This window comes from Streptomyces odontomachicola, from assembly GCF_039605595.1.
Classification (GTDB): domain Bacteria; phylum Actinomycetota; class Actinomycetes; order Streptomycetales; family Streptomycetaceae; genus Streptomyces.
In genome coordinates, this window is record NZ_JBCFOK010000010.1 from 222,460 (window position 1) to 244,566 (window position 22,107).

Genomic DNA, 22,107 nt, shown 5'->3' on the forward strand with positions numbered 1-22,107 from the left:
CGGGGATCAGTACGCGCGGTCGAGGCCGTCGGTCGGCGACTGCGGCGTGGAGGGCTGGCGCGGCATCGGGTCGAAGCCCAGCGTGCCGTGGTTGAGCGGGAAGCTGGTCGGCATCCTGCCGGTCGCCCGCGCATAGGCGCAGGCCACGGCCGCGAAGGCGGGCGCGACTCCCAACTCACCCGCGCCCGAGGGCTGTTCCGAGGTGCTGGGCAGCACGACGACGCGGAAGTCGAGCGGGGCGTTCCACTGCCGCGTGTAGAAGTAGTTGTCCCAACTGCCCTCCAGCGGCAGCCCGTCGTCGATGTGCAGGCTGGAGGTCAGCGCCATGGCCAGGCCGTCGCTGAAGGCGCCCATCATCTGCGCCTCCAGACCGCGCGGGTTGATCGCGAAGCCCGCGTCCACGACGGTCAGGGCGCGGGTGACGCGCGGGCCCGTGACCCCGTTCCGCACCTTGCGGTTCACCGTCTCCGGGCGGCAGTCCAGCTCGACCAGGGTGGCGACGGCGCCGCGGTATTCGGTGTGCAGCGCGATGCCCTGACCGGCCTTCGCGGGCAGCTCCCTGCCCCACTCGCCCTCCTCGACGGCCTTGTCCAGCACGGCGCGCAGCCGCTCGTCCTTGAGGAATTCGCGGCGGAACTCGACCGGATCGCGCCCCGTCTTCTCCGCGAGCTGATCGACGATGAGTTCGCGCGCGCAGGCCACGTTGGGCGAGTAGATGTTGCGCATGCTGCCGGTGTTGAAGCCCAGCGGGACCTCGTTGAGCAGCGCGGTCGTGGCGCCGAAGTCGTACGGCGTGGACTGCGTGAGCTGGAAGATGGTCTGCGCGAAGGTGGCGTTGCCCGCCACCGGCAGCTTCGCGGCCGTAGAGGTGATCATCTCGCCGAGCCCGTGCCCGAAGTCGGTCCGCGCGCTGGTGTGCCGCTGCTCGTACGCGAGGACCTTGCCGCCCGTGTGCGTCGCGCGCACCCGCGAGACGCACGCCGGGTGCGTGCGGCCCTGGCGCACGCTGTCGGTGCGCGACCAGGCCAGCTTGACCGGCTTGCCCATCTTCTGGGAGATCTCCGCGGCCTCGGCGGCCACGTCGTGGAACAGGTGCCGCCCGAACGAGCCGCCGCCCTCCACCACATGCACCGTCACGGCCTTCTGCGGGAGCCCGAGCCGGGTGGCGATCTCGCGCTGCGCCACGATCGGCACCTTGAGGCTCGACCAGATCTCCGCGCGGTCCTCCCGTACGTCCGCGATCGCGTTGTCCGGCTCCAGCGGGCTGTTGCTGGCGAACGCGAAGGTGAACTCGGCGTCCACCGTCCCGCCCGGCACCTTCGGAATCGCCGGGGGAATCGCCGCCTTCCGCAGCTTGGCCAGCACCGTCGCGTCGGACTCGCCGTCCACGGTGCCGGGGCCCCAGCTCACCTCCAGCTTCCGCAGCGCGTCGATGCACTGGCCGAAGGTGGCGCCGCGCACGGCCACGCCGTGCTTCACGGTCGCGACATCGGTGATGCCGGGCATCTTCCGTACCGCGTCGGCGTTGTGCACCTTCTGGACGGTGCCGTTGATCGTGGGCGGCCTGCGCACCATCGTCGGCTGCGCGTCCGGTACGCGGAGGTCCATCCCGAACCGTTTGCGCCCGGTCACCGCCGCCAGCGCGTCCACCCTGTTCTGCGGGGTGCCCAACACGGTGAAGTCCTCGCGGGACTTGAGACCGGGCGCCTCGATCCTCTTGTTGCGCGGGGCGGCAGCGGCCTCCGCCAGGGCGCCGTACGTCGTCTCGCGCCCCGACCCGTGGCGGATCACGCCCTTCTCGGCGGTGAGGTGGGAGACGGGAACGTTCCAGCGTGCCGCGGCGGTGGCCAGGAGCTGGTGCCGGGCGAGGGCCGCCGCGGTGCGCACCGGCAGGTAGATGCTGCGCATGGAGTTGGAGCCGCCGGTGAGCTGGTTCATCAGCAGCTCGGGGCGTGCGTCGGCCAGGGTGACCGACACCTTCTCCAGCGGGAGGTCCAGCTCCTCGGCGATCATCATGGCGACCGCGGTGGTCATGCCCTGCCCCACCTCGGCGCGCGGCACGGCGAACGAGGCGGTGCCGTCCTTGTGCACCTGCACCGCGATCAGCCCCGCGGTCGGGGCGGCCGCGAGATTCTGCAGGTCGCCGAGGTCCAGGATCTCCTCGGGCTGGGGGAGCGAGGGTATGCCGCCGCCGGCCCCCTTCGGCGCGGGGGCCGCCGCCGCCTCGGACGTCGCGTCACCGGCCAGCCGCGCGCCGACGGCCAGCGTCGGGGCCGCGAGCAGGTACGCGAGCACCCTCCGGCGCGCGGGGGCCGGCTCCTCCTGGGGCGCGGCTCCGGTTCTGTCGTGTGCTGCCTCCGCGTCTCGCGCGTGCGAACGGCTGCCTTCCGCCATGTGGTTCCTCCCGGAACGGGCCCGAACGCCGCCTCGCGGGGCACCCGTTGCCCGGCCCCGCTGCGGCCCGTCGATCAAAAGCGCAGCTTAGAGGCTGTGTGAGGCGAGAGAGCCGGCTGCGTCCAAAGTTCCACACGGCGACCACAGTTGGCTCCTGAGTCGGTCACCCGGGCGCGGGCCGCGGCTCCTGACGCGACGTCAAGATCGTGTGAGCTGTAGCGCCTTCACTCCGCTTCGTGGTTGCCGGGGGCAAGCCTTGGGCAGAGATCGGCCGCTTCAGAATGATCACGGCGGCCGCCGTGACCCCGAGCGACCAGGAGTGACCAGCATGCCTCTCGGCAGTTCCCCCGCCGCGGTTCCGGCACATGCCAGGACCGCGGGCCCTGCCTGCCGCAGTGACGAGCCGTTCCGAATACGCCTGCAGCCGCTCCACCGAGGCCACGGGACGGTGCGCCCGTGACCCAGACCGACGTCCGCACGACCCTGCCCCCCGCCGCCTTCTGGTGCCCGATCGACCCTGCCGAACACCCCCGCGCGTCCGATCTGGGCGACGTGGCGCTGAAATGGGTCGGGAGATACGGCCTCGAAGACGACCCCGACCAGCTCCGCCGCCTGGAACAGGCGGACTTCGGCGGCCTGACGGCACTGACCATGCCGGAGGGCCACTACGAACCGCTGCGCATGATGGCCTCGCTGCACGCCACCCTCTTCGCCTTCGACGACGGCGTGTGCGACGAGGGCCAGGTGCCGCCGGGCGAACTGGCGGCCCAGACCTCCCGGATACTGCGCCTCCTGGAGTCCGCCGACCCGCCGGGCCCCGAGGACTCGGTCTTCGCCCGGGCGCTGCGCGAGATCCGCGTGGGCCTGGAGCCCTACGCCTCGGAAGACCAGCTGCGGTACTGGGTGCGCTCCATGGAGCGCTATCTGACCTCCCTGGTCACCGAGGCCGAGCAGCGCCGCGCGCCGGGACTGCCCAGCCTGGAGGAGTACGTGCCGATGTGGATGGGCGCCATCGGCATGGCACCCTCCACGGCCCTCATCCCGATCACGGCAGGGTACGAGGTCTCCCCCGAGGACCTGGAGCGGCCGCGGGTACGGGCGCTGACCGAGATGACCTGGACGCTCGTGGCCTGGGACAACGACCTCTACAGCAGGGCGAAGGAGATCGAGCGGGCCGGTGACACCCTCAACCTCATCGACGTCCTGGCGCACGAGCGGAACTGCTCCCTGGAGCAGGCCCAGCTCGAAGCGGTGGCGCTCAGGGACCGCGTGCAGGCGCTCTTCCTGCGCCTGCGCGAGCAGACCGCGGCCACCGCTGGGCCCCAACTGCGCGCGTATCTGGACGGCTTGGCCCAGTTCGTCCGGGGCCACCTGGACTGGGCCTCGGCCTGTGCGCGCTACAAGGCCGGGCGCCGCGAGGCAGCGGACGGCACGACGGAGGGCTGGTGGAAATCCGCCCCCGACGACGCGCTGAACGAGCCCGTGCCGGTCGCCTCCATCGCCTGGTGGTGGGACCAACTGGAGCCGCAGGGGGCGTGATGCGGACGTGAGGTGACTGGGGCCTGACGTGACCGGGTCCTTATGTGACCGCGCCCGGGCGTGAGCAGTCACGCCCGGGCGTACCGGTGGGCCGGGTGCCGCTGTGGCCCGGCGTCGCAGTGGAGAGGGCCGTTGCTAGCGGGCCGCGACCGCCGGAGCCGCCGGGGCCGCCGGAGTCGCCGCGCGCGTCTTCTCGGGCCGGCCGAAGTGGCGCCGTACGGGCGTGAAGGTGACCGGCAGGCTGTCCAGCCGGCGGGACATCAGCGCCTGCGCCTCCTGCACCTGGTCGAGGCCGACGGCGAGCTGCATGTCGGGAAGGCGCTCCAGCAGTACGTCGATGCCCGCCTCGGCGATGCCGCGCGCCAAGTCCTGTCCGGGGCAGGCGTGTTCGCCCGCGCTGAAGGAGAGGTGGGCGCTGTTCTCGTGCACCGGGGCCGCGGGGTCGGGCCGGATCGCCGGGTCGCGGTTGGCCGCGGAGAGCGCGTGCACCAGCAGGTCGCCCTTCCTGATGGGCTGCTCGGCCAGCATGTGGTCGGCGGTGGCCCAGCGGCCCACGAGCCGGGGGAAGGGCGGCTCGTCCCAGAGCACCTGCTCGACGGCGTTGAGCACGGTCAGCCGCCCGCCGTTGAGCGAACCGCGGAAGCGCACGTCGGTGAAGATCAGCCGCAGGGTGCTGGCCAGCAGGCTCGCGGTGGTGGTGTGGGTGGCCGTCAGCAGCAGGCGCAGGTGCTCGCGCACCTCCTGCTGCAGCGTGGCCTCGTCCACCTGGCCGGCCTTGTGGCCGATGAGCCAGGAGGCGATGTCGTGGCCGGGGTGCTGCCGCTTCTCCTCCACCAGGTCCTGGAGGATGCGGGTGACCTGCTCGTTGCTCTGCACCGCCGTGGCGGAGCCGGTGATCATGTCGCGTACGGCGTTGACCAGGACCGGCATGTGGTCCTCGGACAGGCCGAGCAGCCGGGCCACCACGCGCAGCGGCAGGTGCTCGGCGAACTCGGTGACCAGGTCGGCCGTGCCCCGCTCGGCGAACTCGTCGATCAGCAGCCGCGAGGTGCGGGATGCATACCGGCGCACACCGCCGCGCTCGAACCCGCCCAGGCTGGCGGTCACGGCCCCGCGCAGCCGCGCGTGCTCCTCGCCGTCGGTGAGGTTGCACAGCGGCTCCCACGCGGTGAGCGGGGCCAGCGGGCTGGAGGCGTCCAGGCGCACGCTCCAGTTCCTCGGGTCGCGCGAGTAGAGGATGGCGTTGCGCATGACCGCGAGGTTCTCCTCGAAGCCGAGGATCAGCCAGGCCGGCACGTCCCCGTGCAGCAGCACCGGCGCCACCGGGCCGTACTGGGAACGCAGCCGCTCCTCCAGCGCGGCGAAGTCGGCCTCCGCCTCGGGGCCGTAGAGCCGCCGCACGCCGCCGGAGCCCGCGGCGTGCGCGGGGCATTCCGGCGGCGGCACCGGGTGCGAGGAGGTGCGTGTGGGGTCCGAGTCCTCGGGCGGGGTGGTCACGAAGTCTCCCTCACGGGTCAGAGCGCTGATCAGACGGCCACCCTAACCCCTTGTGATCATCCGCCGCGCGGCCCGCTCGGGCTCAACCCCCGCTGCCCGCAGGGGACTTCGCGGCGCCGATGGGAGAGGAGGAGGCGCGTGGACTCCGTGCGCGGGTGAGCACCTTGGCCAGAATTCGCGGTCCTCCCATGGCGGTCGGCGCGGTGAGCATGTGGTACACGCGCATGAAGGTGCGCAGCACATGCGGATCGCGCTCGTGCACGGCGAGGTGGAGCAGCCGCTGCTTGTACCAGGCGGTCACGCGCAGCGGCAGCGGCGGGCGGGTGCCCCGCATCGCGTGCGACCACATGCCGTCCTCGCTGGTGGCCATCAGCCACGGGTTGCGCACGTCGCGGGCGATGCGGCGCTGGAAGCGCCCGGAGAGCCCCGACAGGTCGCCGCCCTCGCCCAGTTCCTCGCCGAGTGCGGCGGCCTGGAGCACGGCCACGGTCATGCCCTGGCCGAAGACGGGGTTGAAGCTGCAGAAGGAGTCGCCGAGCGCGACGAGCCGGTCGGGCCTGCGCGTCATCTTCGCGTAGTCGCGCCGCTGGTTGCGGGTCTGCTTGAAGGTCCGCACCTCGGTGACCGGGGTGGCGCCGTCCAGCAGCTTGTCCAGGTGCGGGTTGCCCAGCTCGGTCGCGTACTTCTGCCAGCCCGCCTCGTCGGCCGGCGGGTGGCTGCCCCCGGCGCCGAAGAGCGTGACGATCCAGCGGCCCTCGCCGATGTCGGCCGCGTAGACGCCGCCGGGCTTGTCGGGCGCCTGGTTCATCTGCTGGAGGCCGTGTATGCCCTCGGGCCGCTCGGCGACCTCCACGACGCGGGTGGCGTACGCGAGGCCGCCGTCCACCACGGTCTCCGCGGGGCGCGGATAACCGGCCTGTTCCAGCCAGTCCGGCAGCCGCGAGAAGCGCCCCGAGGCGTCGACGACCAACTGCCCTGCCAGGTCCTCCTGTTGGCCGTCCTCTCCCTCCAGTACCAGCCCGTCGACGCGGTTGTTCGTCTTGTCCACGCGCAGGGCGACGACGCGGTTGCCGTCGCGCACGGTGACCTTCGGCAGCGCGGTCACCCGGCGCCGCATGGCCCCCTCCAGCGCGGCGCGGTGGAAGGTCTGCACCTCGACCCCGGCCTCCAGCGGCGGCAGGGTCCCGGCCCACACCTGGGTGCGGGCACCCGCGCCGTGGTCGAAGACCGGGGCGCCGCCCTCGCCGAGCTCGCCGCTCAGCCCGGGGAACAGCCGCTCCAGGTGCTCGGCGCCCAGAGCCAGGAGACCGTGCACGTGGTGGGCCTGCGGTACGCCGCTGCGGTGGCCGTCGTCCTCGGGCAGCGTGTTGCGCTCGACGAGGACGACCTCGTCGAAGTGGTCGGTGAGAACCCTCGCCGCCGTCAGTCCGCAGATACCGGCGCCTATGACCAGCGCACGGTTCCGACCTTGCTGCGGCATCTGCCACCACGCCCTTCCGCTCATCCTGCTGGCGGGCCCGGTCGTCCCGCTGAAGATCATTCATTGCCCAGGCAATAGGCGATCAATGCGCGGGAAAGCGGCGGAAGTTGATGTTCCATTTCGCCACGCTCTGTCAACACGCCTGCGCACAGGGGTAGTTGGCGAACATGTGTGACGTGAGTCTCCCTGTGGCGTCCCGAGGGCGGGCCGCCATGCGAGCACCAGGGCGGAAAACGCCCCACAAGGGCCCAACTCCCGCACATCCGACCCACCCCGTATCTCCCCTTGCGCCCCCACGTTCGCTACGTCACACGGCACTGGGGGACGTCCCCGTACCACCGTGCCCGGAGAGCACATCCGTACCGGTCAGAGCGCATTCCGGGGGTGGCTTCGAGGGCGGCGATGGGCCGGTCGGAGGTCTGCGGGTGGCACGGGGTGACGAATCGCACGCGGGTGGGCACATGTTCAGGAGCGCCAGGGGTAGTGGGATGCGACCACACCACCTCGTATACGACCTGCCGCAGCGGGCGGGTCCTTTGGAGCCGTCGGGGCGTGAAGGAGCGCAGAGCCATGTTTCGCAAGGTATTGATCGCCAACCGCGGTGAGATCGCCATCCGCGCGTTCCGCGCGGGCTACGAGCTCGGGGCCGGGACCGTGGCCGTCTTCCCGCACGAGGACCGCAACTCCCTGCACCGGCAGAAGGCGGACGAGGCGTACCAGATCGGTGAAGAGGGGCACCCGGTGCGCGCCTACCTCTCCGTCGAGGAGGTCGTGCGGGCAGCGCGGGACGCGGAGGCGGACGCGATCTACCCCGGGTACGGGTTCCTGTCGGAGAACCCGCACCTCGCGCGCGCCTGCGAAGAGGCGGGCATCACCTTCGTGGGCCCGAGCGCCGAGACGCTGGAGCTGACCGGCAACAAGGCGCGCGCGGTCGCTGCGGCACGCGAGGCCGGCGTGCCGGTGCTCGGCTCCTCGCAGCCCTCGACCGACGTGGACGAACTCACGCGCGCGGCCGAGGAGCTGGGCTTCCCCGTCTTCGTGAAGGCCGTCGCGGGCGGCGGCGGGCGCGGCATGCGGCGCGTGGAGGAACCCGCGGCGCTGCGCGAGTCGATCGAGGCCGCCTCGCGCGAGGCGGAGTCGGCCTTCGGCGACCCGACGGTCTTCCTGGAGCAGGCCGTCGTGGAGCCGCGCCACATCGAGGTGCAGATCCTCGCGGACGGCGAGGGCAACGTGATCCACCTCTACGAGCGGGACTGTTCGCTCCAGCGCCGCCACCAGAAGGTCGTGGAGCTGGCCCCCGCGCCCAACCTGGACCCCGAGGTGCGCGAGCGGATCTGCGCCGACGCGGTGAAGTTCGCGCGGCAGATCGGCTACCGCAACGCGGGCACCGTGGAGTTCCTGCTCGACCGCGACGGGCGCCATGTGTTCATCGAGATGAACCCGCGCATCCAGGTCGAGCACACCGTGACCGAGGAGGTCACCGACGTCGACCTGGTGCAGTCCCAGATGCGGATCGCCTCCGGAGCCACGCTGGCCGACCTGGGCCTGAGCCAGGAGGACGTGTATCTGCGCGGCGCCGCGCTCCAGTGCCGCATCACCACCGAGGACCCGGCCAACGGCTTCCGCCCGGACACCGGCATGATCTCCGCGTACCGCGCGCCCGGCGGCTCCGGCATCCGGCTGGACGGCGGCACGGTCAGCGCCGGTACGGAGATCAGCGCGCACTTCGACTCGATGCTGGTCAAGCTCACCTGCCGGGGCCGGAACCTGGACACCGCGATCGGGCGGGCGCGGCGCGCGGTGGCCGAGTTCCGCATCCGCGGCGTGGCCACCAACATCCCGTTCCTGCAGGCGGTGTTGGACGACCCCGACTTCCGCGCGGGCCGCATCACCACCTCGTTCATCGAGCAGCGCCCGCACCTGCTGACCGCGCGGCCCTCGGCCGACCGCGGCACGAAGCTGCTGACCTATCTCGCGGACGTCACGGTCAACCGGCCCAACGGCGAGCGGCCCCGGCTCATCGACCCGGCCACCAAGCTGAACCGGCTGCCCGAGGGCGCCCCGCCCGCCGGGTCCAAGCAGAAGCTGACCGAACTCGGGCCCGAGGGCTTCGCGAACTGGCTGCGCGACGCGCCGACCATCGGCGTCACCGACACCACCTTCCGCGACGCGCACCAGTCGCTGCTGGCGACCCGCGTGCGCACCAAGGACCTGCTCGCGGTCGCGCCGACGGTCGCGCACACCGTCCCCGAGCTGCTGTCCCTGGAGTGCTGGGGCGGTGCCACGTACGACGTCGCGCTGCGGTTCCTGGCCGAGGACCCCTGGGAGCGGCTGGCCGCGCTGCGCGAGGCGGTGCCCAACATCTGCCTCCAGATGCTGCTGCGCGGGCGCAACACCGTGGGCTACACCCCGTACCCGACCGAGGTCACGGACGCCTTCGTGCAGGAGGCCACCCGTACCGGCATCGACATCTTCCGCATCTTCGACGCGCTCAACGACGTCTCGCAGATGCGGCCCGCCATCGAGGCCGTACGCGGGACCGGCAGCGCGGTCGCCGAGGTGGCGCTCTGCTACACCTCGGACCTGTCGGACCCGCGCGAGACCACGTACACCCTCGACTACTACCTCAAGCTCGCCGAGCAGATCGTCGAATCCGGCGCGCACATCCTGGCCGTCAAGGACATGGCGGGACTGCTCCGCGCACCGGCCGCGGCCAAGCTGGTCTCGGCGCTGCGCTCGGAGTTCGGGCTGCCGGTGCATCTGCACACCCACGACACGGCGGGCGGGCAGCTCGCCACGTACCTCGCGGCGATCCAGGCCGGAGCGGACGCGGTGGACGGCGCGGTGGCCTCCATGGCGGGCACCACCTCGCAGCCCTCGCTCTCCGCGATCGTGGCCGCGACCGACCACTCCGAGCGGCCGACGGGCCTGGACCTCCAGGCGATCGGGGAGCTGGAGCCGTACTGGGAGAGCGTGCGCAAGGTGTACGCGCCCTTCGAGGCCGGGCTCGATTCGCCGACCGGGCGGGTCTACCACCACGAGATCCCCGGCGGACAGCTCTCGAACCTGCGTACCCAGGCAGTGGCGCTCGGCCTCGGCGACCGCTTCGAGGACATCGAGGCGATGTACGCGGCGGCCGACCGCATTCTGGGCCACCTGGTCAAGGTCACGCCGTCCTCCAAGGTCGTGGGTGACCTGGCGTTGCACCTGGTCGGAACGGGTGTCACGCCGGAGGAGTTCGAGGCCGACCCGGCGCGCTTCGACATCCCGGACTCGGTGATCGGCTTCCTGCGCGGCGAGCTGGGGCAGCCGCCCGCCGGGTGGCCCGAGCCCTTCCGCACGAAGGCGCTGGAGGGCCGGAGCGCGGCCAAGCCCGTGCAAGAGCTGAGCGCCGAGGACCACGAGCAGTTGGAGAAGGACCGGCGGGCCGCGCTGAACCGGCTGCTCTTCCCCGGGCCCACGAAGGAGTTCACCGCGCACCGCGAGCAGTACGGCGACACCAGCGTGCTGGACAGCGCCGACTTCTTCTACGGGCTGCGGCCTGACCAGGAGCACGCCGTCGACCTGGAGCAGGGCGTGCGGCTCCTGATCGAGCTGGAGGCGATCGGCGAGGCCGACGACCGGGGCGTACGCACGGTCATGTCCACCCTCAACGGCCAACTGCGCCCCATCCAGGTACGAGACAGGGCGGTGGCCTCCGACGTGCCGGTCACGGAGAAGGCGGACAAGTCGAACCCGTCGCATGTGGCGGCCCCGTTCACGGGCGTGGTCACCCTGGCGGTCGCCGAGGGCGAGAAGGTCGAGCCCGGCGCGACCGTGGCCACCATCGAGGCGATGAAGATGGAGGCCGCCATCACCGCGCCCCAGGGCGGCACCGTCACCCGCCTCGCGATCACCAACATCCAGCAGGTGGAGGGCGGTGACCTGCTGCTGGAGGTCCGCTGACCCGGATACGGAGGGTACGCAGGTGACCGCGGCGCCCCTCTGGTGCGGCCTGTACGGGGCCGCGCCGAGGGGCGCCCTTCCGGCAGGTGAACGCCGGGTGTCAGAACGCCCCGACGGGGAAGTCGTACGCAGCCCGGGGCTCTATGGGGGGTTCCGGTGGGGCGGGTGCGGTCCGGGGCCTGCGGTGGTGCCAGAGACCGCACCCGCCGTCTGGGGACGGGTGTGGGGGGCGTCTCGTGGGAGGCCGCACGCCGTGGTTCGCACGCCGGGCGCCGTACGCCAGGTACCGCACGCCGGGGTCAACTCCGCAGGAAATACAGCACAGTCGACGTCACGGCCGTGGCCAGGATGATCCAGCGGAGCAGTACGGAAGGGAGGCGGCGGGTCATGTGGGCGCCTGCGTAGCCGCCCACGATGGCGCCTGTCAGGAGGGACGTGAGGGCCAGCGGGGTGCGGAGGGCGTCCGAGGCGAAGAGGAGGAGTACGGAGGCGCTGGCGAAGACGGCGGCGAGCTGTGCGACGCGCATCGGGTTGCCGGCCGCCGCGTCGAGGCCGAGGCCGATGCTCCACAGGGCCAGCATCAGGATGCCTACGGCTCCGCCGAAGTATCCGCCGTACACGGCAAGCACGAACTGGCCGCCCAGAACGGCGCGCGGCCCCATCGCCGCCTGGCGCCCCAGCGCCGTGCTCAGTACCCGGGACAGGCGCGGCCCGAGCGCGAGGAGCAGCGTGGCGAAGGCGAGCAGCCAGGGCGCCGCCGCGTCGAAGGACGCCTCGGGCAGCACCAGGAGCAGCACGGCGCCGACCCCGCCGCCGAGCACGCTGACGGTCGTGAGGGCCCGGGTGGAAGCGGCCCCGACCTGCGTGATTTCGCGCCGGCACACCCACGCACTGGTGAGCGCGCCGGGCACCAGGGCGATGCGGGAGAGCGCGTTCGCGGTGACGGGCGGGAGGCCGAAGGCGACCAGGGCGGGCAGCGCCACGAAGGTGCCCCCGCCGCCGGCGGCGTTGAGCGCACCGGCCGCGACGCCGGTCAGCAGGATGAGGAGAGTGTCGGTCACGCGCCGAGCATCGCCCGCTGCCGGGTGACCGACAATGCGCGATCCCCGTACCCGGCCTAAGGCACAGACAGAGGCAGAAGCAGACAGAGCCTGCGGCGACGGCATAGCCTCGGGCGGTGCGCTATGACCTGGACGATCTGCGGCTGTTCCAGCACATCGTGGCGGAGGGTTCGATCACGGCGGGCGCCCGCCGGACGCATCTGAGCCTCCCGTCGGCGAGTGCGCGGGTGCGTTCCCTGGAGCGGAACGCGGGCGTGGACCTCCTCCTCCGCGAACGCCGCGGCGTGCGGCCCACCCCGGCCGGCACGGCGCTGGCCCGCCACGCACGCGAAGTGCTCGCCCAGACCGCGCGGCTGGAGAGCGCGGTCGCCAGTTACGCGGGGGCAACGGCCGCACCGCTGACGCTGCTCGTCGGCGGTTCCGCGATGCACAGGCTGGTGCCGCAGGCGCTGGTCACCTTTCTCCGCGAGCACCCGGAGGCGGACGTCGCCGTCGAGGAGAGCCGCACGCCGCGGACCGTACGCCGGCTCGCCGCGGGAGAAGCGGACCTGGGCGTGGTCATCGACGGCGAGGCGCGCGGCAGCGACCTGGAGTGCGAACCGCTGGGCGACGACTCGCTGGTGGTGATCGGCGGGCGCGGCGGCGTGCTGGCCGGGCGCCGCGCGATGTCGTACGCGGAGGTCGCCGAGCACCCGCTCGTCGGGCTCGACCCCGGCTCCTCGCTGCGCCGCTGGATCGAGAAGCGGCTGGGCCCGCACGCCCCGCTGGCGCGCCACCGCACCACCGCCGCCGACCTCAATGTGGTGATCGCGCTCGCCGCCGCGGGCGCGGGCCTCGCCGTCGTACCGCACCGCGCGCTCGACCCCCAACGCCCGCTGGAGGTCTGCGCGTTGGACGAGCCGTGGGCGCGCCGCGCGCACCTGCTGGCCTGGGGCGCGGGGGAGGAGGCGCGGTCGGAGGCGGCGGTGGCGCTTGCGGCGCATCTGCGGAGGGCGGCGGGTGTCGAACCCGGGCTGTACGAGGCCGAGTTCGGGTCCGGAGTCGGGGTCGAGCCCGGGCCCGGCGTGGGGCCCGGGCTCGGGGAGGAGACGTGAGCCGGGGCGCTCAGCCCGGAGCGGCCGCCGGGTGCTGCGGATACCGGCACCAGGCGTCCCCCGCATAGCCGGCCGCCCCGAGCCGCTCACCGGGCGCCCGGCATGCGGGAGGTGCGGCGCGGGGGCCCAAGTGCCGCCCTCCCCCGGCCAGTTGAGCCCCGCCGCGAAACCCCCTCGACCCCCTCCTGGCCGCATGGTTCAATTCTTGGCCATGCGGTCAGAAAACGAGCCGGGCGGTCAGCCGCCACGCACGGAGGGCCAGGCGGAGGCGAAGTCCGGCAGGGGCGGGCGGCGTTCGTTCATCGAGCGGGCGCGGCGTGCCCAGATCGTGGAGGCCGCGGTCGAGGTCCTCGCGGCACGGGGGTACGCGAGGGCCTCGCTGGCGCAGATCGCCGAGCGCGCCGGGGTGAGCAAGGGCGTCATCTCGTACCACTTCGCGGGCAAGGGCGAGCTGATCGAACGCCTCGTGGAGCAGGTCTACGAGCGGATCGGCGAGCACGTCGGCGCCCGGCTCCAGCAGGAGGCGGAGCCGGGAACGGCCCGGTGGATCCGGGTGTACGTCACCGCGGTCGCCGCCTACATGCAGGATCACCGCACCGAACTCCGCGCGCTCGGTGAGATCTTCACCAACCACCGCACGAGCGAGGGCGAGCCGCGCTATGGGGCCGTGACCAGCGAACCTCTCTACCAACGGCTGGAGGAGGTGTTCCGCGCGGGCCAGGAGAGCGGCGCCTTCCGCCCGTTCGACACCCGCGTGATGGCCGTCAGCCTCCAGGCGTCGATCGACGCGATGTTCGGCTACTGGAGCGCGTACCCGGAGCACGACCTCGCCGCGCACGCCCGCGAGCTGGCCGACCTGTACGTCCACGCGACGGCGGCGCCCGACCGAACGCAATGACCATCCACACGGGGGAGACCACATGGCGCAGGACGCCCGCACCGGCGTACCCGACGGCCCAACAACCGCACCCACCGCACCCGCCACACCGGCCGCGGCCCCACAGCCCAGCACCGGCACCGGCCGCCGCCTGCACTACATCGACAACCTGCGCATCGCCCTGACCGCGCTGGTCGTCCTGCACCACACGGCCGTCACGTACGGCAACATCCCCGCCTGGTACTACACCGAGCCCGCCAAGGACGCCTCGGGCGGCGCGCTCGACCTGCTCGTCATGGCCGACCAGGCGTTCTTCATGGGCTTCTTCTTCCTCATCGCCGGGTTCTTCACCCCGGCCTCGTACGCGAGGAAGGGGCCGCGGCCCTTCGTGCGCGACCGGCTCGTGCGGCTCGGCATCCCGCTGCTCGCGTTCCTGCTCCTGCTGCGCCCGCTGGCCAACGTCACCGCGTTCCCCGCGGCCCGGGAGGCGGCGGCCGAGCAGGGGCACGGCCTCTCGTACGGGCTGTTCTACGTGCTCAGCTGGGACCCGGGGCCGCTGTGGTTCGTCGAGGTGCTGCTCGTGTTCATACTCGTGTATGTGCTGGTACGGAGGCGGCGCGGGGGAGCGGGCGCTGCCGCGTACGGCGGTCCGGCGCGGCTCGGGGCCCTTCCCGTGCTCGCGTTCGGCGCGGGTCTGGCGGCGGTCACGTACGCGTGGCGGACCGTGTGCCCGACCGGCACGTACGTGCCCGTGCTGGGGCTGCCCACGCCCGACTTCCTGCCGCAGTACGCGGGTTTCTTCGCCGTGGGCGTGCTGGCCTGGCGGCGCGGCTGGGCGCACACGCTCTCCCGCCGGGCCGGGCGGCTGGGCTTCGCGGCCGCCGCCGTCGCCACCCTCGCGTACGTGCCCCTCGTGCTCACGGTCCCGGGTGAGGAACTGTTCCGGCCCGGCGGCTGGGGCTCTGCCGCGACGGCCTGCTGGGAGGCGGCGTTCGCGATCGGGACGGTGTGCGGGCTCACCGTGCTGTTCCGCGAACGCCTCAACCGGCAGGGCAGGCTGGCCGCCTGCCTCTCCCGCAACGCCTTCGCCGTCTACCTCGTCCACGCCCCGCTCCTGGTGGGCCTCGCCCTCGCGCTGCGGTGGCTCCAGGCCCCGGCCCTGGCCAAGTTCGCGCTGGTCGCGGCCCTGGCGCTGCCTCTGTGCTGGGCGTTGGCGGGTGCGGTACGCCGCATACCCGGGGTGTCGCGGGTGTTGTAGGGCGCGCCGCACAAGGACCGGGCGCGCCACGAAGTGCGGCGCGCCCGGTCCTTGTGGGGATGGGGACGGGGGTGCGAGAAGCGCTCTAGCCGGCCGTGCCCACGCCCTCCTGCTTGCCGGGCTTGCCCGCCTTGCCCGACTTCCAGTCGGGGTGCCCCGGCATGGGCGGCGTGGTCTTCCCGTACAGCCAGCTCTTGAAGTACGGGGTGAGGTCCTTGCCCGAGACGCGGTTGGCGATGTCGATGTAGTCCTGTGTGCCGGCCGAACGGCCCTTGTAGGTGCGGTAGAAGGTGCTCTCGATCTGCTGGAAGGTCTCGTCGCCGACCTTGTGGTGCAGGCCGTACAGCATCAGCGCGCCGGGCATGTCCGTGTTGAAGAGCAGGCTCGCCGCCCGCTTCAGCTTGGCCGGCGGCCCGCCCGAGGCGCGCTGGTCCGCGTCCGCCTCGTACTGCTTCTTCATGGCGGCGTCGAGCTTCTGGCCGCCGTGGGAGGAGGAGTAGAGCATCTGGTAGTAGGTCGCGTGGCCCTCGCTGATCCACATGTCGTCCCACCTGCCCACCGAGACGGCGTCGCCGAACCACTGGTGCGTGAGCTCGTGGACCATGATCGGGGTGAGCTTCTTCGGGTCGACCGTCAGGGCGTGCGCCGAGTAGCTGGAGAGGGTCGCGGTCTCCAGCGCCACGCCGTCGTAGTCGCTGTCGACGCCGAGGACCCCGTACCGGCTGAAGGGGTAGGGCTGGTCGAGCTTCTTCTCCAGCCAGGCGACGTGGCCGGCGGTGCGCTTCGCGTTCGCGACGGTCTTGGCGTACTGCTTCTCCGGCACCCACGAGCGGATGGGCAGACCGTGCGGGCCCTTCTGGTCGACGGCGCGGAACCTGCCCACCGCGAGCTGCGACACGTGCGTGGGGATCTCCGAGCGGCTGGCGTACGTGAACTGGTCGCGGCTGCCGGTGAGTTGCCTATGCCGTATCAGATCGCCGTTGGCCACGGCCTTCGTGCCGCGCGGCACGGTGACGTCGAAGGTCACGCGGGCCTTGTCGCCCGGCACGTCGTTGGAGGGGTAGAAGAGGTGCGCGCGGTCGGGCTGCCCCATGAGGGCGAATCCGTCCTTGGTGTTGATCCAGCTCTTGACCGGCCACTTCGTGCCCGGGGGCAGCTTGTACGCGGGCGAGACCGGGTCGTGCGAACGGTCGGCTGTGTAATCGATCCTGACGTTGAACGTGCTGCCGTTCGACACCGGCTTCGCGGGTGTGACGTACAGCTTCTCCTTCTTGTCCTTCTTCTGGAAGCGCGCGGGGTGGCCGTTGACGGTGACCTTCTTGATGTCCTTTGCCGCCGAGTCGAGGCTGAACCTGGACAGGTCCTGCGTGGCGCGGGCGTTCATCACGACGCGGGCCGGCATCCGGTGCGTGCCGGAGCGGTAGTCGAAGTGGACGTCGTAACTCCGGGCGTCGTAGCCGCCGTTCCCCAGGCCGGGGAAGAGGCGGTCGCCGGCCTTGTCGGCGCCGGGGCGCGCCTTCGCCGGATTCGCCGCCGCGCCTCCCTTGGCGCCCTCGGTGCGCACCGGTCCGGCGTCGGCCACGGAACAGCCGGTGGCCGCGAGCGGCACGAGCAGCGCGAGGCTCGCGACCGACGCTCTCTTCGTCACGGACCGGGGCGGTGTGGAGGGCATGGTGGGGGCTCCTTCCTCCCCGCCCGGGACGCCGGTACGGAGACGGTGCGTGGGGGGTGCTTCCCTGGCAGGGGGCCTGCGCCGGGACCGGCCTGCCTCCTGCGCCACAGAGGCTATGCAGCGGAGGGGAACCGGCACGTCCCCTTCGGGAGGCACATCTCGCGCCCCACCGTCAGACCGGAGCATGACAACCCCGTAAGCCCGGAGACTGACCACGCGTGGTCCCCGAGAGGTACGCGGGGCGAGCGTGGGCTGGCTGTCTGCGGTGCTGCCGTCCTGGTAGAGGCAGAAGGGGTGGCCGGGGCAGGGCCACGTCCTCGAAGTCGAGGCGCATGCTGAGGCGTTGGGCATCTTCCGTCTGAGCCGGACCGGGGTGTGCATCCCTCCGTGCGCTGGAAGGTGATGCGCGTGCTCCCTGTCCTCAACTCACTGGTGGCCAACCGTGCGTGAAGCGCACCCGCTGCTCGCCTTCTTCCTGGACGCCGCCGACGGGCGCTTTCCGGCGGCCGACGGCCGGGTGACGCTCCTGCCGCCCCTGCCACGGGAGTTGGAGTGCTCCGTCGCCTTCACCGGGCACGCCGTCGTCGCCACCGCCATGCCTGGGCGGGCCGTGTACGCGCGGAACCCCGACGGCTTCGGCGGTTCGCTCGCCCCGGACTTCCTGCGCCACCTCGCCGGACCCAAGGGCTGGATCGGCGTCATCGACGCGACGTTGACGGCGCGCGGTACCGGCGGTGCTCCGCGCCTGGCGGAGCTGAGCGGGGCGGACGGCCACGCACGGGTCCGCCACGCCCGGTGGCTGCGGACCGGCGTCCGGGTCCACGGCGACGAACGGGGCCTCGTCATCCTGGCCGACGGCCTCGCCGGGCGGCGCGAGCTGAGCGTCGAGCTCCACCGCGCCGAGGACGGCACCCGGGGCCGTGGGCGGTCGCTCATCGCCGACGCGCTGTCCCTCGTCCCGGAGGGCGAACCGGTCTTCGCCGCCGTCTCGCCGGGCAACGCCCGCTCCCTGCGCGCCTTCCTCGCCTGCGGGTTCACGCCCGTCGGCAGCGAGGTGCTGCTGCGCCCCGAGCGGAACGGGGGTGCTTCGCGAGGGGCCCGGTGAGGGTGCTCAGCGTTCGTCGCGCGGCAGGTGTCCCTTGGCCTCCTCGTACCCCGCCTCGTACTCCGCGCCGTCGTTCCCGGCGTCCGCCGTCGGCTCGGCCGGGCCGTAGACGAGGTTCAGGACTCCCGTGCTGAAGGTCTCGGAGGCGATGAGCTTCAGGGGGAGGGGTGTGTGGGCGTCCTCGAAGAGGCGCATGCCGCTGCGCACGGCGATCGGATGCACCAGCAGGTGCAGCTCGTCCAGCAGGCCGGCGGACAGGAGCTGGCGTACGACGGAGACCGAACCGCTCATGGCGATGAGGCCGCCCGGCTCGTTCTTGAGCGCGGTCACGGCCCCCACCAGGTCGTCGCCCGCGAGCTGCTCGGAGTTGCGCCAGGTGAACTCCAGCCTCTGGCGCGAGACCACGATCTTGCGCGCGTCGCCCAGCGTCTTGGCGAACCCGGCGTCCTCGCCCCCCGCCGCCTCGCGGTCCGGCCACGCCCCCGCGAAGCTGTCGTACGTCTTGCGCCCGAGAAGGAGCGTGTCCGCCTGGCCGAGCGTCGCGCCCACGGCCTCGCCCATCTCGTCGTTGAAGTACGGGAAGTGCCACTGGTCGGGCGCCTCCACCACGCCGTCGAGCGCGATGAATAGCCCCGCGATGATCTTCCTCATGGTGTCCTCCCGATGAGCGGGCCGAGCCCCGGGTGCCGGCCCGTGTCATAAGGGGTGACCGGGGGAGCGAGGAATACTCATCGCTCCCACTCATCGCTCGCCGGATGCCTCCGTGGATGTCTCCCCGGATGCCGCCTCGGGACGTGTCCGGTCCCGCGCCGGGAAGATCCGCGCGAGGTGGTAGTCCAGCACCGCCCGCGCGTCCGCCGGCGTGCGGCGCCCGTGCAGGATGTCCACGCCGAGACCGGTCGCGCCCGACACCAGCAGGTCGGCCTCGTACCGCGGTACGACGTCCGGCGGCACGCTCCCCTCGGCCTGGGCCGCGCCGACGAGGTCGGCGACGAGCCGTTCCAGCGGGTCCTCGGCCGCCAGGAAGACCGCGGCGAGCTCCGGATCGGTGAGGCTGCACGCGTAGTACGCGGCGAACACCCGCAGCGCGAAGTCCCGTTGCGCGTCCACCGGCAGGAACTCCTCCAGCACCGCCCGTACCACCGCGCCCGGGTCCCCCGGCCGCGGCGCGATGCGCGCCGCGGCGATCCGCTCGTTCTCCGCGTGCAGCAGGTGCAGCGCGTCGATGAGCAGCGCGTGCTTGCCGGGGAAGTGGTACTGGACCGTACGCAGCGACAGCCCGGCCTCCGCGGCGATCCGGCGCATGCTCGCCGCGCCCAGCCCGTCCTCGGCGGCGATGCGCCAGACCGCCTCCGCGATCAGCCGCCGCTTGCGCTCCCGCACCTCCGTGATCGGCCGCCCGGCCGGCGCGTGCGGCGCGGTGGGCGACGTGGTGGGCGGGGGCGCCGGGGGAGGGGGCTGCTTGCGGCGCCGGTACGCCCGCGCCTGGCAACTCCGCGAGCAGTACCGAGCGGGACGCCCGCGCCCCGCCACCGCCGTCGCCGCCCCGCACATCCGGCAGCCGGCTCCCTTTTCGTCACGCACTCCTGCACGGTAGCCCGGAAACGAGTGTGACGAAAAGGGTCATCCGAGCTGGCGGGAACGCCCGTTGGCGCGCTTCTCTGGAGGTACACACGTAACGTTGCGAGGGGGAGCAGTGAAGTACGACGTCCTGCAGATCATCGGCGCCGCCGCCGTGGTGACCTTCGGCCAGTCGCTGATCCGCATCCTGATCGACCACCACGACGGGGGCCTGCTCGCCCCGCTGGCCCTGGGCTTCACCCCGACCCTCCTCCTGTACGCGGCCCTCACGACACTCGCCGTCCTCCTCACGGGCTGGTCCCACGACCAGGCAAAGGCACTCGGACGCCGCAAGTAGGGCGACGGGAGCTCGCCGAGGCTATGCGCATGCCGACGCCATAGTCCGATGCCGCGAGGAAGACGGCTGTGTACGGGTCAGGGCAGGCCCTAGTCCTCCGCCGGGCGCGAACTCCGCCCTCCCGGCGTCAGGTTGACCAGGCCGGGGTGGCGTTGGGCCGTCAGGGCGCCGCGGACGATCGTCTCCTTGTAGAGGACGGCCAAGCGGCCGGTCAGGACGTACTCCACCGGGCTGTCGTCGGCGCGCACGTACTGCACCAGCGCGTCGCGCCGCCCCAGGCTGATGCACTGGTTCAGGTAGCGGAAGCGCAGCCCGCGCGCGGGCCGGCCGGCGAGGCGGTCGTCCAGGGAACGGGCCACGTGCGCCGCGGCCGGCAGGCCCGTCGCGCATGCCATGCGCAGCTCCTGGCCGTCGGGGCGGCGCGCGGCCGCCGCGTCGCCGATCGCGTACACCTCCGGATGCGACACCGACCGCAGGGCCGCGTCGACCACCATGCGCCCGTGCCCGTCCACCGCGAAGCCCGCGGTCCGCGCCAGCTCGGGCACCCGGAAACCGGCCGCCCACACCACGGTGTCGGCGTCGAGCCGCGTCCCGTCGTCCAGCAGCGCTCCCGAGGGGCCGACCTCGGTGACCCGTACGCCGTCCCTGACCTCTACCCCGAGGCGCGCGAACACGCGCCGTAGGTGCCGTCGGCCGCGCGCCGAGAGGCCGGCGCCCAGCGTGCCGCCGGGGAGGAGACGTACGGTCACATCCGGCCGGGACTCGGCCAGTTCGGCGGCCGCCTCGATGCCGGTGAGGCCGCCGCCGACGACCGCGACGCTGCTGCCGCCGCCCTCAGCCAGCCGTGCGCGCAGCCGGCGCGCATCCTCCGCCGTGGCCACCGCGTACGCGTGTTCCGCCGCGCCCGGCACGGCGTGCGTAGCGGCCGCGCTGCCCAGCGCGTAGACCAGTACGTCGTAGCCGAGCCGCGTCCCGTCGGCGAGCTCGGCCTTGCGCCCCTCGGCGTCGATCCTCTCGACCCGGCCGACGACGAACTCCACGGGATCGCCGGCCAGCAGCTCGGCGACGGTCCGCTGCCGTACGGGCTGCCCGGCGGCGACCTGGTGCAGCCGCACCCGTTCCACGAACCGGTCCCCGGCGTTCACCAGCGTGACCCGGGTCCCCGGCCGCCGCGCGATCAGCTTGGCCGCGACCAGCCCCGAATAGCCCGCTCCCAGGACGAGGACGTGCACGGTCATCTCCCTCTCCCTCCGCTCGTTTGCAGCGATCTCCCGGAGGGGACGGAGTGGCGGGTTCGGTCCGTGACATGCCGGCCGTGACATGCGCGCCACGTGAGCCAGGAAGGGAGCGGCCGCGCGGCTAGCCGGTCGGCGGCAGCGGCGGCAGGGGCAGCGGGAGCCCGGGCAGGCCGTCGATGCTGGTCGCGACGTGGTCCTTCTTCTGGAAGTACATGTCGAGCGACTCGTCCGTCTCGCGCGCGAACCGCGAGGTGTGCAGCGGGCGGTCCTCCTCGTAGGTCATGAAGGGGACCGCGTACCCGCAGGTGTCGCGGATCTTCTCGGCGGTCACCACGATGATCGCGCGCAGGCCGTTGAGCGCCGGGTCGATGCCCGGGAAGTGTGCCATCAGCGATGGCCAGCGCGCGTCGTCGCGGAAGACCGGCTCTCCGCTGCCGTGTACGCGCACGATGTTGGGCGGTCCCTCGAAGGCGCACCACATCAGCGTGATGCGGCCGTTCTCCCGCAGGTGGGCGATGGTCTCGGCGTTGCTGCCCGCGAAGTCGAGGTAGGCCACGGTGTGTTCGTCGATCACGGCGAACGAGCCGTTCAGACCCTTCGGTGAAAGGTTCACGGTGCCGTCGCCGTCCAGCGGCGCGGTCGCGGTGAAGAAGATGTGCTGCGCCTCGATGAAGCGCCGCAGCCTTCCCTCTATTCGCTCATAGCTCTTCCCCATCGTCCGATTATGAGGTGCGATCAGCCCTTCTCGTCCAGGGTGATCGCACCGGTCGGGCAGACGGCCGCCGCCTCCCGCACCGCCTCGTGGGTGTCGCGGGCGGGGCTCTGCGCGAGCAGCAGCACGATGCCGTCCTCCTCGCGCTGGTCGAAGACCTCGGGCGCGACCAGCACGCACTGTCCCGCGCCGCAGCACTTTTCCTCGTCGACGCTGATGTTCAGGGTGTTCGCGTTCGTGTTCATGTTCGTGTTCGTGTCCGCGTTCGTGTTCGCGGGCATGGGCTTCGCCTCTCGTAGGGGGTGGGGATTTCTCGG

17 protein-coding genes are annotated in these 22,107 nt (G+C 72.5%); 7 read left to right on the forward strand and 10 right to left on the reverse strand.

Translation table 11 applies throughout. From position 1 onward, the window contains the following. Positions 1-6: 6 nt before the first annotated feature. The gene (locus ABEE00_RS20235) at positions 7-2,394 is read right to left on the reverse strand and encodes a xanthine dehydrogenase family protein molybdopterin-binding subunit (protein WP_345746979.1); all 2,388 of its coding nucleotides are present in this window, start codon (positions 2,392-2,394) and stop codon (positions 7-9) included. 456 nt (positions 2,395-2,850) lie between these two features. On the opposite strand from ABEE00_RS20235, the gene ABEE00_RS20240 reads away from it, so the two are divergent. Then, entirely contained in the window at positions 2,851-3,933 is a 1,083-nt protein-coding gene (locus ABEE00_RS20240; RefSeq protein WP_345746980.1) for a terpene synthase family protein, read from the forward strand. 135 nt (positions 3,934-4,068) lie between these two features. On the opposite strand, the gene ABEE00_RS20245 is transcribed toward ABEE00_RS20240, so the two are convergent. Both ABEE00_RS20245 and ABEE00_RS20250 read right to left on the reverse strand, forming a co-directional pair. Beyond that, the gene (locus ABEE00_RS20245; RefSeq protein WP_345746981.1) at positions 4,069-5,430 is read right to left on the reverse strand and encodes a cytochrome P450; all 1,362 of its coding nucleotides are present in this window, start codon (positions 5,428-5,430) and stop codon (positions 4,069-4,071) included. Between the two features lie 82 nt (positions 5,431-5,512). Then, the gene (locus ABEE00_RS20250; RefSeq protein WP_345746982.1) at positions 5,513-6,910 is read right to left on the reverse strand and encodes an FAD-dependent oxidoreductase; all 1,398 of its coding nucleotides are present in this window, start codon (positions 6,908-6,910) and stop codon (positions 5,513-5,515) included. Between the two features lie 570 nt (positions 6,911-7,480). On the opposite strand from ABEE00_RS20250, the gene ABEE00_RS20255 reads away from it, so the two are divergent. Further along, the gene (locus ABEE00_RS20255) at positions 7,481-10,855 is read left to right on the forward strand and encodes a pyruvate carboxylase (protein ID WP_345746983.1); all 3,375 of its coding nucleotides are present in this window, start codon (positions 7,481-7,483) and stop codon (positions 10,853-10,855) included. Between the two features lie 299 nt (positions 10,856-11,154). Here the strand turns inward: ABEE00_RS20255 and ABEE00_RS20260 are convergent, their stop codons facing one another. After that, positions 11,155-11,916 (reverse strand): sulfite exporter TauE/SafE family protein, encoded by a 762-nt coding sequence (locus ABEE00_RS20260; protein WP_345746984.1) that lies wholly within the window; start codon positions 11,914-11,916, stop codon positions 11,155-11,157. Positions 11,917-12,032: 116 nt separating this feature from the next. Between ABEE00_RS20260 and ABEE00_RS20265 the strand changes: the two genes are divergently transcribed. The 3 genes from ABEE00_RS20265 (at position 12,033) to ABEE00_RS20275 (ending at position 15,145) form a co-directional block, all read left to right on the forward strand. Beyond that, positions 12,033-13,010, forward strand: coding sequence for a LysR family transcriptional regulator (locus ABEE00_RS20265; protein ID WP_345746985.1), 978 nt, complete (start codon positions 12,033-12,035; stop codon positions 13,008-13,010). A 211-nt stretch (positions 13,011-13,221) separates the two neighbouring features. Beyond that, positions 13,222-13,908 carry a TetR/AcrR family transcriptional regulator gene (locus ABEE00_RS20270; RefSeq protein ID WP_345746986.1) on the forward strand — a complete coding sequence of 229 codons (687 nt, stop codon included), beginning with the start codon at positions 13,222-13,224 and terminating at the stop codon, positions 13,906-13,908. A 22-nt stretch (positions 13,909-13,930) separates the two neighbouring features. After that, positions 13,931-15,145, forward strand: coding sequence for an acyltransferase family protein (locus ABEE00_RS20275; protein ID WP_345746987.1), 1,215 nt, complete (start codon positions 13,931-13,933; stop codon positions 15,143-15,145). An 85-nt stretch (positions 15,146-15,230) separates the two neighbouring features. Here ABEE00_RS20275 and ABEE00_RS20280 read toward each other — a convergent pair whose 3' ends face one another. After that, positions 15,231-16,817 (reverse strand): M1 family metallopeptidase, encoded by a 1,587-nt coding sequence (locus tag ABEE00_RS20280; RefSeq protein ID WP_345746988.1) that lies wholly within the window; start codon positions 16,815-16,817, stop codon positions 15,231-15,233. A gap of 442 nt (positions 16,818-17,259) precedes the next feature. Here ABEE00_RS20280 and ABEE00_RS20285 point away from each other — a divergent pair, with 442 nt between their 5' ends. Next, positions 17,260-17,922, forward strand: coding sequence for a hypothetical protein (locus ABEE00_RS20285; protein ID WP_345746989.1), 663 nt, complete (start codon positions 17,260-17,262; stop codon positions 17,920-17,922). A 6-nt stretch (positions 17,923-17,928) separates the two neighbouring features. Here the strand turns inward: ABEE00_RS20285 and ABEE00_RS20290 are convergent, their stop codons facing one another. Both ABEE00_RS20290 and ABEE00_RS20295 read right to left on the reverse strand, forming a co-directional pair. After that, entirely contained in the window at positions 17,929-18,573 is a 645-nt protein-coding gene (locus tag ABEE00_RS20290) for a dihydrofolate reductase family protein (protein ID WP_345746990.1), read from the reverse strand. A 90-nt stretch (positions 18,574-18,663) separates the two neighbouring features. Further along, a complete protein-coding gene (locus ABEE00_RS20295; RefSeq protein WP_345746991.1) occupies positions 18,664-19,506 on the reverse strand; it encodes a TetR/AcrR family transcriptional regulator in 843 nt (280 codons plus the stop codon). Positions 19,507-19,618: 112 nt separating this feature from the next. Here ABEE00_RS20295 and ABEE00_RS20300 point away from each other — a divergent pair, with 112 nt between their 5' ends. Continuing rightward, complete coding sequence (locus ABEE00_RS20300) at positions 19,619-19,840, forward strand: hypothetical protein (protein WP_345746992.1); 222 nt, start codon at positions 19,619-19,621, stop codon at positions 19,838-19,840. An 89-nt stretch (positions 19,841-19,929) separates the two neighbouring features. Here the strand turns inward: ABEE00_RS20300 and ABEE00_RS20305 are convergent, their stop codons facing one another. The 3 genes from ABEE00_RS20305 to ABEE00_RS20315 all read right to left on the reverse strand — a co-directional run bounded on the left by ABEE00_RS20305 (position 19,930) and on the right by ABEE00_RS20315 (position 22,014). Next, positions 19,930-21,078 (reverse strand): NAD(P)/FAD-dependent oxidoreductase, encoded by a 1,149-nt coding sequence (locus ABEE00_RS20305; protein ID WP_345746993.1) that lies wholly within the window; start codon positions 21,076-21,078, stop codon positions 19,930-19,932. Between the two features lie 121 nt (positions 21,079-21,199). Further along, entirely contained in the window at positions 21,200-21,793 is a 594-nt protein-coding gene (locus ABEE00_RS20310; RefSeq protein WP_345746994.1) for a pyridoxamine 5'-phosphate oxidase family protein, read from the reverse strand. A gap of 20 nt (positions 21,794-21,813) precedes the next feature. Further along, positions 21,814-22,014 (reverse strand): ferredoxin, encoded by a 201-nt coding sequence (locus ABEE00_RS20315; RefSeq protein WP_345747063.1) that lies wholly within the window; start codon positions 22,012-22,014, stop codon positions 21,814-21,816. Positions 22,015-22,107: the final 93 nt, after the last annotated feature.

What these genes read in the sequence shown, in the direction of transcription:
- ABEE00_RS20305 (WP_345746993.1), bottom strand. Translation starts at nt 21,078, where the DNA reads ATGACCGTGCACGTCCTCGTCCTGGGAGCGGGCTATTCGGGGCTGGTC.
- ABEE00_RS20275 (WP_345746987.1), top strand. Translation starts at nt 13,931, where the DNA reads ATGGCGCAGGACGCCCGCACCGGCGTACCCGACGGCCCAACAACCGCA.
- ABEE00_RS20290 (WP_345746990.1), bottom strand. Translation starts at nt 18,573, where the DNA reads ATGAGGAAGATCATCGCGGGGCTATTCATCGCGCTCGACGGCGTGGTG.
- ABEE00_RS20235 (WP_345746979.1), bottom strand. Translation starts at nt 2,394, where the DNA reads ATGGCGGAAGGCAGCCGTTCGCACGCGCGAGACGCGGAGGCAGCACAC.
- ABEE00_RS20280 (WP_345746988.1), bottom strand. Translation starts at nt 16,817, where the DNA reads ATGCCCTCCACACCGCCCCGGTCCGTGACGAAGAGAGCGTCGGTCGCG.
- ABEE00_RS20255 (WP_345746983.1), top strand. Translation starts at nt 7,481, where the DNA reads ATGTTTCGCAAGGTATTGATCGCCAACCGCGGTGAGATCGCCATCCGC.
- ABEE00_RS20250 (WP_345746982.1), bottom strand. Translation starts at nt 6,910, where the DNA reads ATGCCGCAGCAAGGTCGGAACCGTGCGCTGGTCATAGGCGCCGGTATC.
- ABEE00_RS20310 (WP_345746994.1), bottom strand. Translation starts at nt 21,793, where the DNA reads ATGGGGAAGAGCTATGAGCGAATAGAGGGAAGGCTGCGGCGCTTCATC.
- ABEE00_RS20270 (WP_345746986.1), top strand. Translation starts at nt 13,222, where the DNA reads ATGCGGTCAGAAAACGAGCCGGGCGGTCAGCCGCCACGCACGGAGGGC.